Origin of the sequence: Campylobacter sp. 2018MI10 (assembly GCF_018501175.1) — a bacterium.
Classification (GTDB): Bacteria; Campylobacterota; Campylobacteria; order Campylobacterales; family Campylobacteraceae; genus Campylobacter_E.
Window position 1 is genome coordinate 23,078 of record NZ_JAHCZD010000004.1, and the last position, 14,822, is coordinate 37,899.

Consider the following 14,822-nt stretch of genomic DNA (forward strand, 5'->3'; position numbering starts at 1 on the left):
AAAAATCCTTTAAGAAAATGCTAGAGCAATCAAAATTAACCCTGCTCCTAATAATTGTAAAATTGTAAATACTTCTCCATAAAAACTTCCTAAAATTCCAGCCGAAATTGGCTCAAGTAGTAAAATCAATGCGACTTTACTTGGATGAAGGTGCTTTTGAGCATAATTTTGAGCAAAAAAGCAAAATATTGTAAATATCAATGCTGATACTAAAATAAGTATAAAAATCTTAGAATTTGAAATAGGAATTAGACTTAAATCAGCAAAAATTAAAGCCGATAATAAATACATTATCGTGCTACCTATAAATTGAAAAAATATAAAGGTATTTAAATCATTTGATTTTAAAAATTTATCATTTAAAGCCACTAAAAGTGCAAAAAACACAGCACAAATTATCGCTAAATATTCGCCTTTTCCAAAATTATCAAAATTCGCATCACTAAATAAAAACATACCAAAACAAGCAAGTAAAGCTAGGAAAAATATCTTAAAACTAAGCTTTGCTTTGCTTATAAAAAAGCATAAAAATGGAGCAATAATTCCTTCTAAACCAGTTAGAAAAGCCACATTAGAGCTTTGAGTAAAGCTTAGTGCTTGGGTTTGAAAAATAAAGGCAAACGCCATACAAAAACCAGTGATTAATCCGTATAAATAAGTATTTTTGTAATGCTTTAAAATATCATTTTTCACCAAGAAAAAAAACACAATAGAAGCTAATAAAAATCTATAAAATAATAATTCATAGCTATTTATATAGTTTAATACCCACTTAGTAGGTAAAAACGATGCTCCCCAGATAACTACAGCAAATATTAATAAAAAAAATGATTTTTCTTGATGGTTCATAAATTAAACTTATTAAGATTTAAAATATCTTTTGAAAAATCAAAATAATATAAATAATCAAGTTTTACTTCATAACCTGCTAGATATTTTAATGCCAAAATACTTGCAAAAGTAGCACTAAACATAACAAATGGAGTTGCTTGGGGTTTTATCCTTTTTATTTCATTTTTGAATGCTATTTTTTTATTTTTTACAATACTAGCACTTATGAAAAACTCTTCAACACTAGCAAAAATCCAAGGAATATTATTAGCTTTAGCGTAATTATCAATTTCAGCTCTAACTGATAAATTATCAGTCGCATCCATAATCAAATCAGCACTAGGTTTAGTAGCAAAAAATTCTGCCGCACTCATTTTATAAGTTTTTATATCACAAAATGAACGCTCTTTTAATTTATTAAAACAATCAACCTTAGCTTTACCTTCATCGTTAAAATTAAACATAATTTGCCTTTGAATATTGCTAAAGCTAACTATATCAAAATCAACTACACTAATACTCTTTATACCACTACTAGCAAGTGCGTATGCTATACTTGAGCCAAGACCGCCTGCACCTATTATTATGATTTCTTTGTTTTCTAAATTCTTTTGCTTATCTTTTAATAATAAAGTTTGTCTTTCATAAAAGTCGCTTGTTGATTTCATTTCTTACTTCCTTAAATTGCCAAAATTTAGCAGCTTCACTAGGTTTGCTAATTTCAGAAATTAATACTTCTTCAGCGTCGCTTAATTCTTGAACTATATCTCCATAAGCATTGCATAAAAAACTATTACCATAAAAATTCCACTCTAATTCATCTACTTCGCTAACACCAATACGATTTATTCTTAAAATATTAGTATTATTTAAAAATGCTCTCATTTTAATAAGTTCGCACCATCTAGAATTTGAATTATAAGTATTTGCCGTAGGAATTATCAATAAATCTAATTCATTTGCCTTTTTAAAAAACTCATCAAAATGTATTTCATAGCCAAATAAAACGCCTATTTTAAAATTATCACATTTAAAAGTATGTAATTTAATAGCTTTTGTTGAATTTATAAAAAAATCCTTTTCATTCCAATGTGAATACGGCATAAAAACTTGCTGATTTATATATTTGATTTTACCTTTATTTGCTACTAAGCAAGTTTTATTAAAACCTTTATTAGTGCTAAGAATTATAGGAGCAACTATACATAAATTATATTTAGCACTATATTCTTTTAAGGCTTCTAGTTTTACCTTGCTTTGCTCTTTTACTAAATCAACTGGCATTTGCTTTAATTCAGTAAAAAAATTATTTAAAACATACTCGCCTAACGCTACTAACCTAACATCTTTTTGCTCGCAAATCCTTAAATAATAATCAAGCCTTGCATTGCTTAAAGCCTGAGTGCTTAGTTGAAGTGCTGCTATTTTCAAAATGGCAATCTTTCTGTATCAATACTTAAAGAATTATTTTGTTTAGTTTGTTCAAATTCTTCAATATCTTTACTAGCCTTATCTAATAATTCTCTAGCTTCGTTTATTAGTTTCATACCATCTTTATACGCATCTACTAAATCAAATAAAGGCGTTTGCTCATCTTCAATTATTTTTAATTTTTCATCTAAAATTTCACAGATTTGTTCGTAAGTTTTTTTCATTGATTTACCTTATAATTTGGTGCTTCTGCAGTGATTGTTACATCATGAACATGGCTTTCTTTAAGCCCTGCACTAGTAATTTCTACAAATTCAGCTTTTTCTTGAAAATCTTTTATATTTATAGCTCCGTTATAACCCATTGAGCTTCTAAGACCACCAAGTAATTGAAACACTACATTTTTAATACTTCCAGTATGTGGAACTCTTCCTTCAATTCCTTCTGGCACTAGCTTTTCTTTTGCTGTTCCTTCTTGAAAATATCTATCAGAACTACCCTTTGCCATAGCCCCTAAGCTACCCATACCACGATACGATTTATATTGTCTTCCTTGATATGTGATAAATTCTCCTGGACTTTCATCAGTCCCTGCTAAAAGCGAGCCTATCATTACACTACTTGCACCTGCTGCAAGAGCCTTTGCAATATCTCCTGAATACTTTATCCCACCATCAGCAATTATAGGCACATTAAACTCTTTAGCAGCTTCAGCACAATCACTAATAGCAGTAATTTGCGGCACTCCAACTCCACTTACTATACGAGTAGTGCAAATACTACCTGGTCCAATACCAACCTTTATAGCATCTGCTCCTGCTAATGCTAAATCCCTAACCGCCTTAGGATTAGCGATATTGCCTACTATTACATCTATATTTAATTCTTTTTTGATTTCTTTTAAAGTATCAATTATGCCTTTACTATGTCCGTGAGCACTATCCATAACCAAGACATCAACACCTGCATTTACTAAAGCTCTAGCCCTATCAAGTTGCCCTACTCCAATAGCAGCACCTACTACTAATCTTCCTAATTTATCCTTATTTGCATTTGGATATTCTTTACGCTTTTTTAAATCCTTTATAGTAATAAGACCACAAAGAGTATTACTCTCATCTACTAAAGGTAATTTTTCTATTTTATTTTTACTAAAAATTACTTCAGCTTCATCTAAGGTGCAACCTTTTTTAGCAGTAATTAAAGGCATTTTTGTCATTACTTCATCAACTATTTTTGAAAAATCAGTCTCAAATCTCAAATCACGATTAGTTAAAATTCCTAATAATTTTTTATCATTATCTACAACAGGAACACCTGAAATACTATATTCATTCATAATAGCTAAAGCATCACTTACCTTTGCTTTAGTATTAACATAAACAGGGTCATATATAATACCACTTTCACTTTTTTTAACCCTGATTATTTCTCTTACTTGGCTTTCAATATCCATATTTTTATGAATTATTCCAATTCCACCAAGCCTTGCCATCATTATTGCAGCCTTGTGCTCTGTAACCGTATCCATAGCAGCCGAAATTAAAGGCATATTTAAATTAATATTTTTAGTAAGCTTTGTGCTAATATCAACTTCTTTTGGTAAAACTTCTGAATATTGCGGAACCAATAATACATCTTCAAATGTTAGAGCTTTTTTAATAATATTCACTGGATTTTCCTTTCGTAGTTTATTTTATTATAAGGGCTATTGATTAATTAAAGCCCATTTTAATTTCTTTAGAAAAATCGCTATTTAGTTCTTTTTGAATACTTTCTTTAAAATCATCTAATCTAAAAATTCCATCGCCTTGAGCAACTTTTATAGCAGTATTTTTAACAACCATTTTAATCTGTGCTCCACTTAATTCATAACTTTTTAAATCTTCTACTTTAAATCCTGATTCAAATTCCGCATTTTTTGGTAAGTGTAATTTCCAAATCTTCTCACGCTCTATTTCTGTTGGATTTGAGAATTTGATTTTATACTCAAATCTCCTTGAAAATGCTGGGTCTAAACTATCTAAAAAGTTAGTTGTAGCTATTACAATGCCATCAAATTTTTCTAGTTGTTCTAAGAAAATATTTTGCATTTGATTATGCATTAATTCACTTCCGTGACTTGCTACACTTCTAGTGCTTAAAAATTGATCGGCCTCGTTTAATAATAAAATAGGTGGAGTTTTAACGCTTTTGCTAATTATTTTATAATTATCAAAAATAGCACGAACATTTTTCTCACTCTCTCCTACATACTTATCTAATACTTTAGAGCAATCTAGTGTGATAATTTCTCTTTTTAAAGTTTTTGCTAAATAACTAGCACTCATAGTCTTACCCGTGCCTGGAGGTCCATAAAAAATTATATTAGCTCTTAAAATATCATCTTTTACTATGCCCCAATCTTTCAATCTTTTTGCCACACTTTTGGTTGAGCGTTTTTTAAGACTTGTTGCTAAATCGCTAATATCTTTACTAACTATTAAATCTATTTCATTTATTTCTAAATATTCAAAGAAATTTAATTCTTCTACAATAGCTTTAATATTTTCACCTTTATTTGGGAAAAAGTATTTTAAAGCATTATCACTTATAATAAATCTATTATCATTACCAACATATTCAATTAATTCATTGCTAAGCAACTTAGAATCATCACTTAATAATTCATAATTTCTAATCTTTTCTAATTGATACGGATTGATTATGCTTAATAATTCTTCATAATGAAGTGGTTTTTTAGAGCCTGTTAATTCTTCTTTTAATAAAGCCATTAATATAAGAGTTTCTTCGGCACTCAAATCATAATCTTTCATAATTTCATTAAAAGGATTATGAAATTTTGGGCTATTTTTAAGCCTTGTATTAATCAAATCAAGTCTTAAATCCGATGTTAAAAACTCTAATTTAATCCTAGCATCAATCATATCAAAGCAATCATTTAAATAAACGCTTAAATCAGTATAAGGCTTATGTTTATATTCTTCTAATTCATTATCACTAATTAATCTTGCTCCATCAAATTCATTAGCAAGGTTAAAAAATACATGAGCATATCTTGTAAGTGCTATTGACTGAAATAAAATAAGCCCTGCATTATCTTTATAATTAAACTGCTTTCCGCTTGCTTCTTGAATAAATTTTTTCTCATATAGCTCAACGAAATTTGGTAAATACGAAACCATTTGAGCAGTAGTATTAGCATTAAACGCATCTTCTACAATGCTATGAAACTTTATCCCAAAACGAGATTTTATAGTTTTATTTAGCATTGTTCTTAATATAATGCACGCTTCTTTAGATAGACCTTGATTTAATAACTTTAAATATAAAAAACTCTCTTCGTAATTATTACTTAAAAACTCTTTAATTTTTTCCAATTTCTAACTCTTTTTTTAATTCTTTTTTCAATACTTTTCCAGCAGCATTTTTTGGTAATTCGCACTTAAAAATTATAGTTTTAGGAACTTTATAATTTGCTAAATACTTTTTAAGATACTTTTGAATTTCTTGAGCGTTTAGTGTAGCACCTTCTTTTAAACAAACATAAGCAACAACGCTTTCATCTAACTCACTATCCTTAACACCTATAACAGCACAAGAATCAACTTCATCTAATTGCATAATAATATCTTCAATTTCTCTTGGATATATATTCATTCCTTTTGCAATTATTATGTCTTTTTTCCTATCTACTATATAAATAAATCCATCTTCATCAAGTCTTGCAATATCACCTGTTTTAAGCCACTCGCCTTCTATTACTTCATTGGTTAATTCAGGTTTATTGTAATAGCCTTGCATTACACAATCACCCTTTACGATTAACTCCCCTACTTCTCCGATAGGTAATTCTTTTAAATCATCATCTACTACTTTTACTTGATACCCGTGTAATGGCAAACCTACTGAATTAACCTTTTGCTTATCTAGGCGATTTACCGCAACTACTGGAGAACATTCGCTTAATCCATAGCCTTCTAAAACTGCGGTTCTTTTAAATTTTTCCTTATAGGCTTTAAGAGTTCCTTCACTTAAGGCACTAGAGCCTGATACTATAATTCTAATTTTATGAAACCACATAAAATACCAAGGTAACTTTGCCTTTAATAAAGCATTTAGTATCACAGGAACTGAAAATAATATCGTAACTCTTTTTAATAGAATTTGTTTTATAACATTTGAAAAAGGTAAAACAGAACGCTCAATTACAAGCGAACAACCCGAAAGTAAAGGTAATAAACAAACTGCTGTTAAAGTAAAACTATGAAACATAGGCAAATACGCTATGGCTCTATCTGATGATTTTATTTTAAAATCATGTTGAGCTGATTTGATATTTGATAAAATATTTTTATAGCTTAATAAAACTCCTTTAGGAAGACCTGTTGTTCCTGAAGTATAAATTATATGAACGCTATCATCAATACTAGCTTCACACTTAAAATTATAAACAGGTGCATAATCTAAATAACTCGCTAAATATCCATCTTTTAAATTATCATCAAAAGAATGGTATATTAAAATATCTTTAAATTCATTAGCTAATTCAGCAGCTTCTTTAATATCTTTTGAAACTATTAATAATTTTGCATCGCAGTCTTTAATAATATACTCATATTCTTCACATTTTAGCATAGTATTAATAGGAACTGCGACTGCTTTTAAAGATGCTATTGCAAAATATAAAATCATAAATTCTTTACAATTACTCATAATAAAAGCTACATTGTCACCACTTTTAACGCCTTGATTTTGCAAAAAAGCTATCATTTTATCTACATGAGTTTTTAACTCTTTAAAGCTTATTTTTCCATTTGCATCAAAAATAGCAACTCTACTTAAATTAGAATAATGTTCTAAGTATTCATAATAATTTTGCATTTACATCCTTTAATTAAAACTCATAATTGATACCAACATTTACAATCTGATTTGATTGATTTGAAAACTTACCTTTAGTCTGTATCAAAATATTATCAGTAACATTATTTACTTTAACATCAGCATAGTGTTGATATGCTCCCGCTCCTGTTACTTTTAAGTTTTTGTTTAATCTATATTCAAGTCCTAAAGAATACATATACATTCTACTATCTTTTGCTAAAAAGCTTATTTTCTCGCGTCTTACTGGACTATCTTCTGTAGAAAAACCTAGCATAAGCGATAATTCTTTATCATAGTTATATCTATAACCAAAGCTAAGTAATGTTGTATCTCTCCAACCTTGTTCTAAACTACTTTGTAAAAATGATGATAAAAAATACTCTTCAATAGCTTGCTTATCTTTAGGGTCTAAAGTAGCACCTATACTCATAGCAACTTTTTGAAAACCTTCAATAGTATTACAATCATTACCAGGTACTGCACACTTTTGCATAAATTGCATTGTTGCGAGCTTTAATGATTGTGGAATTTCTGGTGAATTTATTTTTAAATCCAATGTTTTTGCTTTACTCCAAAATGTTCTTCCCATATTAAACATAAACTCGTGTTTACCATATTCATAGGCAATACCAAAATTAGCATTAGCAGGATATAAGAAATTAGCACTCACATAACCATTATAACCAACTTTACTATCTTGAGTAGGTAAAGTTCCAACTATAGAACCAGTGTTAGGGTCTATTTTATATACTTCACTCATAAGACCAGCCAATCCAATACTCATAGCTGCTAACTCTTGAATAGACATTTGCATGGAATTAAATTGTTCTTGATTTTTTGGAGATAAATTATTTGCAAAATCAAACATTCCAAACTTTGACATTTTAAAATCAATATTACCTTCAAACTTATTTTTATAAGAAGAATTGTAAAGTAATGAAAATCTTAATTTATCATCAAAATATTTAGGAACATAAGTTAAAGATAATTTGTATCCAAATTTATAACCATTATCTACCCTAGCATCTCCTTCATATACCCAAGAATAAGGATGTGCATTACCTTTTTCATCAACCCAAACTCTATTTACACTACTAATATCTGTTGGAATATATCTAGGATTTTTTGCATTATCTTTTAAAATATTAAATTTGATTCTAGTATGATTTAATGTTAAACTTGCACCCAAACTTAATTCATCAATAGGCTTATAAGCATAGGAAATAGCTGCAGTTCCACCACGAATATCCATATTATTAGCAAGTGCTTTTGCATAATCACTATTCCATCCATAAACAGCAGCAAAATCAGTATAACCTGCAAATCCAACAAAATGTTGCTCGTTAATAGGATAAACAAATGCAAGTGTTGGTATAAAGAACGAAAACTCTTTTCCGTGTGCATCAGTGGCGTTATAATATGGTTCGCCATCTAAACCATTTACCAATTCATTTGTAAATCTTGAGCCAGCAGCATTGTAAAAATTTGAACTAAAATGCAATTGTGGATTTTGTCCTAAAAATCCCATATTTGCTGGATTTATAAAAGCCGCATCGGCACTAAAACTCTTTGCTAAATTTGAGCTAGATAAAGCTACTCCATCAGCACTCAATGGAACTAGCTTATAATTTGATGCTAGTAAGCTACCACTAACAACAAATGATAAGAAAACCTTATTCATTGACTCAATTTGTCCTTAATTTTTAAATAAAGTTTCGATTATATATTTTTAAAATTAATTTTTCTTTACAAAGGATAATTTTTACCTTATTAAGCTAATTATACAAATAAATGTAGATTAAAAATATTTTGAGTAAAAATAAAGATTAAAAAGTGATGTTAAATTACTATTCAACACCACTTAACATAGGAACAAAAGTGCAAGAATCAAGAATGATTTCTTCTATTCTATCTTTATGCTTAATATACTTAGTAATATATTGTTTATTTTCATTTCCAACAGGAGCTACTAAAATTCCACCAACTTCAAGTTGAGTAAATAATACATCAGGAACTTTATTTGTATATGCAGATAGTAAAATTCTCTCATAAGGTGCATAATTTTTAAGCCCATTATTTCCATCGGCGTGGCGAACATATACATTTGCCTTGATTGTATCAAGATTTTTTATTGCTTTATTTGATAATTCCTTTATTCTCTCAAGAGAAAAAACTCTTCTAATAAGATTACTCAAAAGTGCAGCTTGATACCCGCTACCACAACCAATCTCAAGCACACTATCAGCACCAACAGGCTCTAGTGCTGCTGTCATCTTTGCTACTGTTATTGGTGAGCTAATCCATTGATTTGAGCTAAGCGGCATTGCGTGAAGCTCATAAGCAAAATTACTCATAGGCATAAAAATTTCTCTTGGTGTATTAGCAAATGCTTGTTTAATCTCATTGCTAATATTAACTTCATTTGCAATATTTTCAGCAAGTCTAGCACATTTTTGCTGTTCGTAAATATCCTTAAAAATCATCAAAACTCAAGCTTCCTTTACTATAATTTGTAACTTTACTTTCAAAAAAGTTACTCTTTTGGTCGTTAAATTTAGAAAAGTCATCAACCCATTTAATAGGATGTTTTGCATTATATTTTTTATCAAGTCCGATTGAGCTAAGTCTTAAATCTACTAAATAATGAATATATTCAGTAATTATATCATCAGTAAAGCCCATAATTTGATTTTGAGTAATGTATTTACCCCATTCAATTTCAAGCTCTGCAGCTCTTTCAAACATTTCATAAATTTTAGCAATTGTTTTTTCGTTAAATAAATCAGGTCTTTCTTTTCTAACTGAATTAATCATATTTTGAAACAACAATAAGTGAGTGATTTCATCTCTTTGAATAAATCTTACCATTTGAGCAGAACCTAGCATTTTACCTGCACGAGCTAGTGCGTAAATTGCAGTAAAGCCACTATAAAAATAAATTCCTTCTAGAATTTGATTCGCAACCATTGCATATAGTAACTTTTCATCAGTTACATCTCCTGCAAGTTCTTCATATAAACTTGAAATAAAATCATTTTTCTTTCTTAAAGTAGCGTCGTGCTTTTCCATTTCATATATTAAATCAGTATCATCACAAATAGCTTCAACCATTACCGCATAACTTTTTGAATGATTTGCTTCTTCGTAAGCTTGTCTTGCTAATACTGCATTAATCTCTGGAGCTGTTATATAAGGGTTGATATTGTCAGCAAGGTTATTGGTTTGAAAACTATCCATAGAAATTAGTTGGCTCCATACTAAATCATACATTCTTTTTTCACTTGAAGTTAAATTACATTTATAATCAAGTGCATCTTTTGTAGTATCAACTTCTCTAGGAAACCAAGTATTAGCTTCCATTAAATCCCATAATTTTAAAGCCCACTCATATTTTGCTTTTGTAAAATTTAATATACCTTGTGGATTTCCACCAAATACTCTTCTTGATGTTAAATCTTCATTACTTTGTGGATTATAAATTCTTTTTCTATCCATCATTTGTTCTCCTTAAGGACTATTGTGTTTGAAAATAAATCGTGTATATATTGCCTATCTTTTCTAAAAAATGGAAATAAAATACCAAATAATAAAGAAAATGTAAGCACAAACAATACCAATCTAATAAAAACTTGAAATAAACTTGCTTTTTTACCATTTTTATTTCTTAAATGCAAACCTAAATATTTATACCCTAAACTCTGACCTTTAAAAAATAAAAGTAAAAATAAAACTAAAAGATAAGTAATGGTTGCAAATAATATAAAAGATTGATTTTGTCTATACTCACTAGCACTACCTACTAAGATATAGGTAGTGAAGTATTGTATTGGCATCATTATCATAAACATATCAACAATGCCAGCTTTTAATTTATCATAAAGGCTAGCTAAACTTACCTTAGCCTTTGCCATTTTTAAACTTTAAGTAATTGTGTTTCTTTTTCTTTAACTAATTCATCAGTCTTAGCTATTGCCGCATCTGTTAATTTTTGAACTTCATCGTAAGCTTTTTTAGCTTCATCTTCGCTTACTGCTTTATCTTTTTCTAATTTTTTTACAGCATCATTAGCGTCTTTTCTAATATTTCTAATAGCTACTTTGCATTTTTCTCCCATTGCTTTTGCAGCTTTAGCATTTTCTTCTCTTTGCTCTTTAGTCATTGGTGGGAAAAATAATTTAACTCCATCAGCATCAGCATTAGGATTTACACCGATATTTGCTGCTTTTATAGCAGTATCTATAGCCTTAATCATAGATTTTTCCCAAGGACTAATAGTAATTGTCGTTGCATCAGTTGCTAACACGGTTGCAACTTGATTTAATGGAGTTGGAGTTCCATAATAATCTACAAAAACATTATCTAATATAGAAATATTTACTTTACCTGTTCTTAAAGTCATAAAATCTTTTTTTAAAGAATTGTGAGCTTTTTCGTTTTGTTCTTTTTGTTTTGAATAAATATCATTTAACATTAGTATTCCTTTTATTTAATTGATTCTGGTAATGCTTTAGGCTGATTAGTGTCATTAAGTTGTTTGCTAGCATTTTCTAGTTTATTTACTAGACTTTCACCAGTTTTAGTGTTATAACTATAGCTTAAATAAATAGTATTAGCTACTAGCAAAACTCCTATAATAAAAGTAAATTTTGCTAAAAAACCAGCAGGACCTTTAGCTCCAAATAAGCTCTCATTAGAACCACTATAAGCACCTAAGCCTATACTTGAGCTTTTTTGCATAAGAACGCAAGCACAAATAATAACTACTAAAATAAATTGAATTGCGATAAAAATTGTGTTCATATTACTTCTTTCGTTTAAAAATAAAGTTTGTATTATATGTTATAAAATTTAAAATAAGTTAAAGCCTTCAAAATTGAAGGCTTAAAAATTAGTCTCTAATGCTTCTTAAGATATTTAATAAAGATATAAATAAATTAATAAAGTCAAGGTATAAAGCAATTGCACCTTGAATTGGTGTTTGATAAGCTCCACGAATTATCATTTGAGTATCATAAATGATAAAGAAGCTAAATACTATTGCTCCAACACAAGAAACTATTAAATGTAAAAGGTGGCTTTGGAAAAATAGATTTAATAAAGACGCACCTATCATAATTAATAAAACTATAAAAAATCCTTTAGCAAAAACGCTAAAATCTCTTTTGGTTGTAAATGCAAAAACACTAAGACCTGCAAAAGCTAAAGTTGTTAAGAATAAAGCTTGAGCAATAATTGTAGCACCTGCTTGACTTTGTAAAGTAATATAAATAATTCCAGTAAGGCTTAATCCACTAATAAATGCAAATGCAAATAGCATAGCAATAGCACCATTAGTTACCTCACTTTTTCTATTTAATATCATAATTAAGGCAATTTCTACTATAAGCGTTCCTATACTAGCCCAAATATTGCCAACTAAAAAACTAGCTAAATAAGTAGCACCTAAATAAGCTCCTAAAGTAGCTGCAACTAGTGAAAGTGCAAAATACATATATGTATCTCTTACAAAAATAGCAGCATCTGAGCGAATTGCTGAACTAGCACGAGTTCTTTCGTATAAACTCATAATTGTCTCCTTGTTATTATTAAATGCACTTGATTATAACTAAGTTAGTTAATATCTCATTGAAATTTTTTTATATAATTTCGCTTTTTAACAAGGATAAAAAATGGATAAATTAATAAAAGGCGCATTGCAATTTATGCAAGAAGGGTTTTTAGAACATAAAGACTTATTTAAAGATTTAAAAGAAGAGCAAAATCCACATACATTATTTATAGGTTGTGCTGATTCAAGAGTAATTCCTAATCTAATAACTTCAACAGTTCCAGGAGAATTATTTGTTGTAAGAAATATAGCAAATATTATCCCACCATATCGTGTAAAAGATGAATATTTAGCAACAACTTCAGCTATTGAATATGCTTTATATGCGTTAAATGTTGAAAATGTAATAATATGTGGGCATAGCAACTGCGGTGGATGTAAAGATATTCCTAGTAAAAAAGCAGAACTTTTACCTAACGTAAAAAAATGGGTTTCTTTAATTGATGATATTAAACAACAAGTTGATTTTACATTAGAACTAAACCACTACGAAGGCCAATACGCATTAAGGTCTTGGATGATAGAAAAAGCAAATATTTTAAATAGCTATGAGAATTTATTAGGCTATCCTGAAGTTCAAAAAAGAATTGATGAGAATAAATTAAAAATTAGAGCTTGGTATTTTTTAATAGAAACAGGAGAAATCTATGAATACTGCCCTAATGACGGGCACTTTAAGCCATTAAAGGATATTAAATGAGAATTTTATTTATACTATTATTTGGGGTTTTTTTATATTCTAATGAGCTATTAAATAATATTGATAATTTTTCTACTAAAAACATAAAAATAGAAGAATTAAATAAATTTTTAGCTGATGAAAAAGATGAAAACAGCCAAAATAAACTCAAAATAAATTCTGAAATCAAAGAATTAAAAAATGAAAAAAATCAAATCTTAGCAATATTTCCAACCCTAATTACACCAGAGAATTTAGACAAAAACATATTAAAAGATATTAAAAAAACTAATAATGATAAAATTTTACAAGCAGTAGAACAAAATTTTTATGAATGTTTATTAGAAATTATTTCTTATCTAAATTCTAAAGAAGAGCATAAAACAGATTTAAAAAATCTAATAGATGAACGCATAAAAACGATTAGTAATTATACAAGTGATAACCAAGAGGTAAAAATTAAAATCAATTCTTATACAGAACTTTTAACATATCTTAGACTAAATACAGATATATTTACCACTAATGATATTTTTAAGCAACTAGATACTAATAAATTTTTAAGCAAATTTAATTCATATTTTCCAGAAGAAGTAAATAATTATATAAATCCTGGTAAAGTGATAATATGCACTCTTATAATGCTATTTATATTTTTATTAAAAAAATTAGTTCTTAAAATAATTTTTACAATAATTTTAAGAGTATTTAAGAAAAACCATGATGATCATTCATTGCAATTATTGCAAAAATCAACAAAACCATTAATTGCTTTATTTTATATATATGGTTTATGGTTATGTTTTCTAATAGCGTTCTATCCTGCTCCAATTATGACACTTATACTAACGCTATTTGGCATTATTAATACTATGGCATTTACTTGGTTATTAATAACTATCTTAGATGGATACGGAGTAATAATTATTTCAAAAATTGCTAAAAGAAGCGGTAAAAAAGAAATAATAAATCTTATGCTAAAAATACTATATTTTATAATAGTCTTCATAGCTATATTAATCATACTTGCTAAATTAGGTTTTGATATTTCAGCAATTATTGCTTCATTAGGTATTGGTGGTTTAGCAGTTGCACTTGCTGCAAAAGATATTATCGCTAACTTTTTTGCTTCTGTTTTAATGTTATTTGATAATTCATTTTCTCAAAGTGATTGGGTAGAAATTAACGGAATAGAAGGAACAATAGTTGAAACAGGTCTTAGGAAAACAACCATAAGAACTTTTGATAACTGCTTAGTATTTATCCCAAATTCTACGATATTAAATGGAAACATAAAAAATTATTCAAAAAGAAAATATGGTAGAAGAGTAAGAATGAGCGTTGGCTTGACATACGACGCAAGCACAGAGCAAATACAAAATTTTA

Annotated in this window: 15 protein-coding genes and 1 pseudogene; 2 read left to right on the forward strand and 14 right to left on the reverse strand. The window is 28.5% G+C overall.

What is annotated here, in order from left to right; genetic code table 11:
- Window positions 1-9: 9 nt before the first annotated feature.
- The 14 genes from KJR01_RS02745 to KJR01_RS02810 all read right to left on the reverse strand — a co-directional run bounded on the left by KJR01_RS02745 (window position 10) and on the right by KJR01_RS02810 (window position 12,715).
- A complete protein-coding gene (locus tag KJR01_RS02745; RefSeq protein ID WP_214116835.1) occupies window positions 10-849 on the reverse strand; it encodes a DMT family transporter in 840 nt (279 codons plus the stop codon).
- Window positions 846-1,499, reverse strand: a complete 654-nt coding sequence (locus KJR01_RS02750; protein WP_214116838.1) for a HesA/MoeB/ThiF family protein — start codon at window positions 1,497-1,499, stop codon at window positions 846-848. The genes KJR01_RS02745 and KJR01_RS02750 overlap by 4 nt, the downstream gene beginning before the upstream one ends.
- Window positions 1,474-2,262: a carbon-nitrogen hydrolase family protein gene (locus tag KJR01_RS02755; RefSeq protein ID WP_250325112.1), complete on the reverse strand. Its 789-nt coding sequence runs from the start codon at window positions 2,260-2,262 to the stop codon at window positions 1,474-1,476. The genes KJR01_RS02750 and KJR01_RS02755 overlap by 26 nt, the downstream gene beginning before the upstream one ends.
- Window positions 2,259-2,486, reverse strand: coding sequence for an exodeoxyribonuclease VII small subunit (locus KJR01_RS02760; RefSeq protein ID WP_214116840.1), 228 nt, complete (start codon window positions 2,484-2,486; stop codon window positions 2,259-2,261). The genes KJR01_RS02755 and KJR01_RS02760 overlap by 4 nt, the downstream gene beginning before the upstream one ends.
- Window positions 2,483-3,934, reverse strand: a complete 1,452-nt coding sequence (gene guaB, locus KJR01_RS02765) for an IMP dehydrogenase (RefSeq protein WP_214116842.1) — start codon at window positions 3,932-3,934, stop codon at window positions 2,483-2,485. Before guaB ends, KJR01_RS02760 begins: the two co-directional genes overlap by 4 nt.
- Before the next feature lie 43 nt (window positions 3,935-3,977).
- A complete protein-coding gene (locus tag KJR01_RS02770; protein ID WP_214116843.1) occupies window positions 3,978-5,642 on the reverse strand; it encodes an AAA family ATPase in 1,665 nt (554 codons plus the stop codon).
- Complete coding sequence (locus KJR01_RS02775; protein ID WP_214116845.1) at window positions 5,629-7,146, reverse strand: long-chain-fatty-acid--CoA ligase; 1,518 nt, start codon at window positions 7,144-7,146, stop codon at window positions 5,629-5,631. Before KJR01_RS02775 ends, KJR01_RS02770 begins: the two co-directional genes overlap by 14 nt.
- A gap of 13 nt (window positions 7,147-7,159) precedes the next feature.
- Window positions 7,160-8,830 carry an OmpP1/FadL family transporter gene (locus tag KJR01_RS02780; RefSeq protein ID WP_214116847.1) on the reverse strand — a complete coding sequence of 557 codons (1,671 nt, stop codon included), beginning with the start codon at window positions 8,828-8,830 and terminating at the stop codon, window positions 7,160-7,162.
- Between the two features lie 166 nt (window positions 8,831-8,996).
- Window positions 8,997-9,632, reverse strand: a complete 636-nt coding sequence (locus tag KJR01_RS02785) for a protein-L-isoaspartate(D-aspartate) O-methyltransferase (protein ID WP_214116849.1) — start codon at window positions 9,630-9,632, stop codon at window positions 8,997-8,999.
- Window positions 9,622-10,644: a ribonucleotide-diphosphate reductase subunit beta gene (locus KJR01_RS02790; RefSeq protein ID WP_214117055.1), complete on the reverse strand. Its 1,023-nt coding sequence runs from the start codon at window positions 10,642-10,644 to the stop codon at window positions 9,622-9,624. The genes KJR01_RS02785 and KJR01_RS02790 overlap by 11 nt, the downstream gene beginning before the upstream one ends.
- Window positions 10,644-11,060, reverse strand: a complete 417-nt coding sequence (locus tag KJR01_RS02795; protein ID WP_214116851.1) for an RDD family protein — start codon at window positions 11,058-11,060, stop codon at window positions 10,644-10,646. The genes KJR01_RS02790 and KJR01_RS02795 overlap by 1 nt, the downstream gene beginning before the upstream one ends.
- Before the next feature lie 2 nt (window positions 11,061-11,062).
- Window positions 11,063-11,620 carry a ribosome recycling factor gene (gene frr, locus KJR01_RS02800; RefSeq protein WP_214116854.1) on the reverse strand — a complete coding sequence of 186 codons (558 nt, stop codon included), beginning with the start codon at window positions 11,618-11,620 and terminating at the stop codon, window positions 11,063-11,065.
- 11 nt (window positions 11,621-11,631) lie between these two features.
- Window positions 11,632-11,949 carry a preprotein translocase subunit SecG gene (secG, locus tag KJR01_RS02805; RefSeq protein WP_214116856.1) on the reverse strand — a complete coding sequence of 106 codons (318 nt, stop codon included), beginning with the start codon at window positions 11,947-11,949 and terminating at the stop codon, window positions 11,632-11,634.
- An 88-nt stretch (window positions 11,950-12,037) separates the two neighbouring features.
- Window positions 12,038-12,715: a Bax inhibitor-1/YccA family protein gene (locus tag KJR01_RS02810; protein WP_214116858.1), complete on the reverse strand. Its 678-nt coding sequence runs from the start codon at window positions 12,713-12,715 to the stop codon at window positions 12,038-12,040.
- 103 nt (window positions 12,716-12,818) lie between these two features.
- On the opposite strand from KJR01_RS02810, the gene KJR01_RS02815 reads away from it, so the two are divergent.
- Window positions 12,819-13,457 (forward strand): carbonic anhydrase, encoded by a 639-nt coding sequence (locus KJR01_RS02815; RefSeq protein ID WP_214116860.1) that lies wholly within the window; start codon window positions 12,819-12,821, stop codon window positions 13,455-13,457.
- Between the two features lie 914 nt (window positions 13,458-14,371).
- Window positions 14,372-14,807 (forward strand): annotated as a pseudogene (locus tag KJR01_RS10515) (mechanosensitive ion channel family protein); the annotation flags it as partial.
- Window positions 14,808-14,822 lie beyond the last annotated feature (15 nt).

What these genes read in the sequence shown, in the direction of transcription:
- KJR01_RS02815 (WP_214116860.1), top strand. Translation starts at nt 12,819, where the DNA reads ATGGATAAATTAATAAAAGGCGCATTGCAATTTATGCAAGAAGGGTTT.
- KJR01_RS02775 (WP_214116845.1), bottom strand. Translation starts at nt 7,146, where the DNA reads ATGCAAAATTATTATGAATACTTAGAACATTATTCTAATTTAAGTAGA.
- KJR01_RS02745 (WP_214116835.1), bottom strand. Translation starts at nt 849, where the DNA reads ATGAACCATCAAGAAAAATCATTTTTTTTATTAATATTTGCTGTAGTT.
- KJR01_RS02785 (WP_214116849.1), bottom strand. Translation starts at nt 9,632, where the DNA reads ATGATTTTTAAGGATATTTACGAACAGCAAAAATGTGCTAGACTTGCT.
- KJR01_RS02760 (WP_214116840.1), bottom strand. Translation starts at nt 2,486, where the DNA reads ATGAAAAAAACTTACGAACAAATCTGTGAAATTTTAGATGAAAAATTA.
- KJR01_RS02795 (WP_214116851.1), bottom strand. Translation starts at nt 11,060, where the DNA reads ATGGCAAAGGCTAAGGTAAGTTTAGCTAGCCTTTATGATAAATTAAAA.
- secG (WP_214116856.1), bottom strand. Translation starts at nt 11,949, where the DNA reads ATGAACACAATTTTTATCGCAATTCAATTTATTTTAGTAGTTATTATT.
- KJR01_RS02810 (WP_214116858.1), bottom strand. Translation starts at nt 12,715, where the DNA reads ATGAGTTTATACGAAAGAACTCGTGCTAGTTCAGCAATTCGCTCAGAT.
- KJR01_RS02780 (WP_214116847.1), bottom strand. Translation starts at nt 8,830, where the DNA reads ATGAATAAGGTTTTCTTATCATTTGTTGTTAGTGGTAGCTTACTAGCA.
- frr (WP_214116854.1), bottom strand. Translation starts at nt 11,620, where the DNA reads ATGTTAAATGATATTTATTCAAAACAAAAAGAACAAAACGAAAAAGCT.
- KJR01_RS02790 (WP_214117055.1), bottom strand. Translation starts at nt 10,644, where the DNA reads ATGGATAGAAAAAGAATTTATAATCCACAAAGTAATGAAGATTTAACA.
- KJR01_RS02750 (WP_214116838.1), bottom strand. Translation starts at nt 1,499, where the DNA reads ATGAAATCAACAAGCGACTTTTATGAAAGACAAACTTTATTATTAAAA.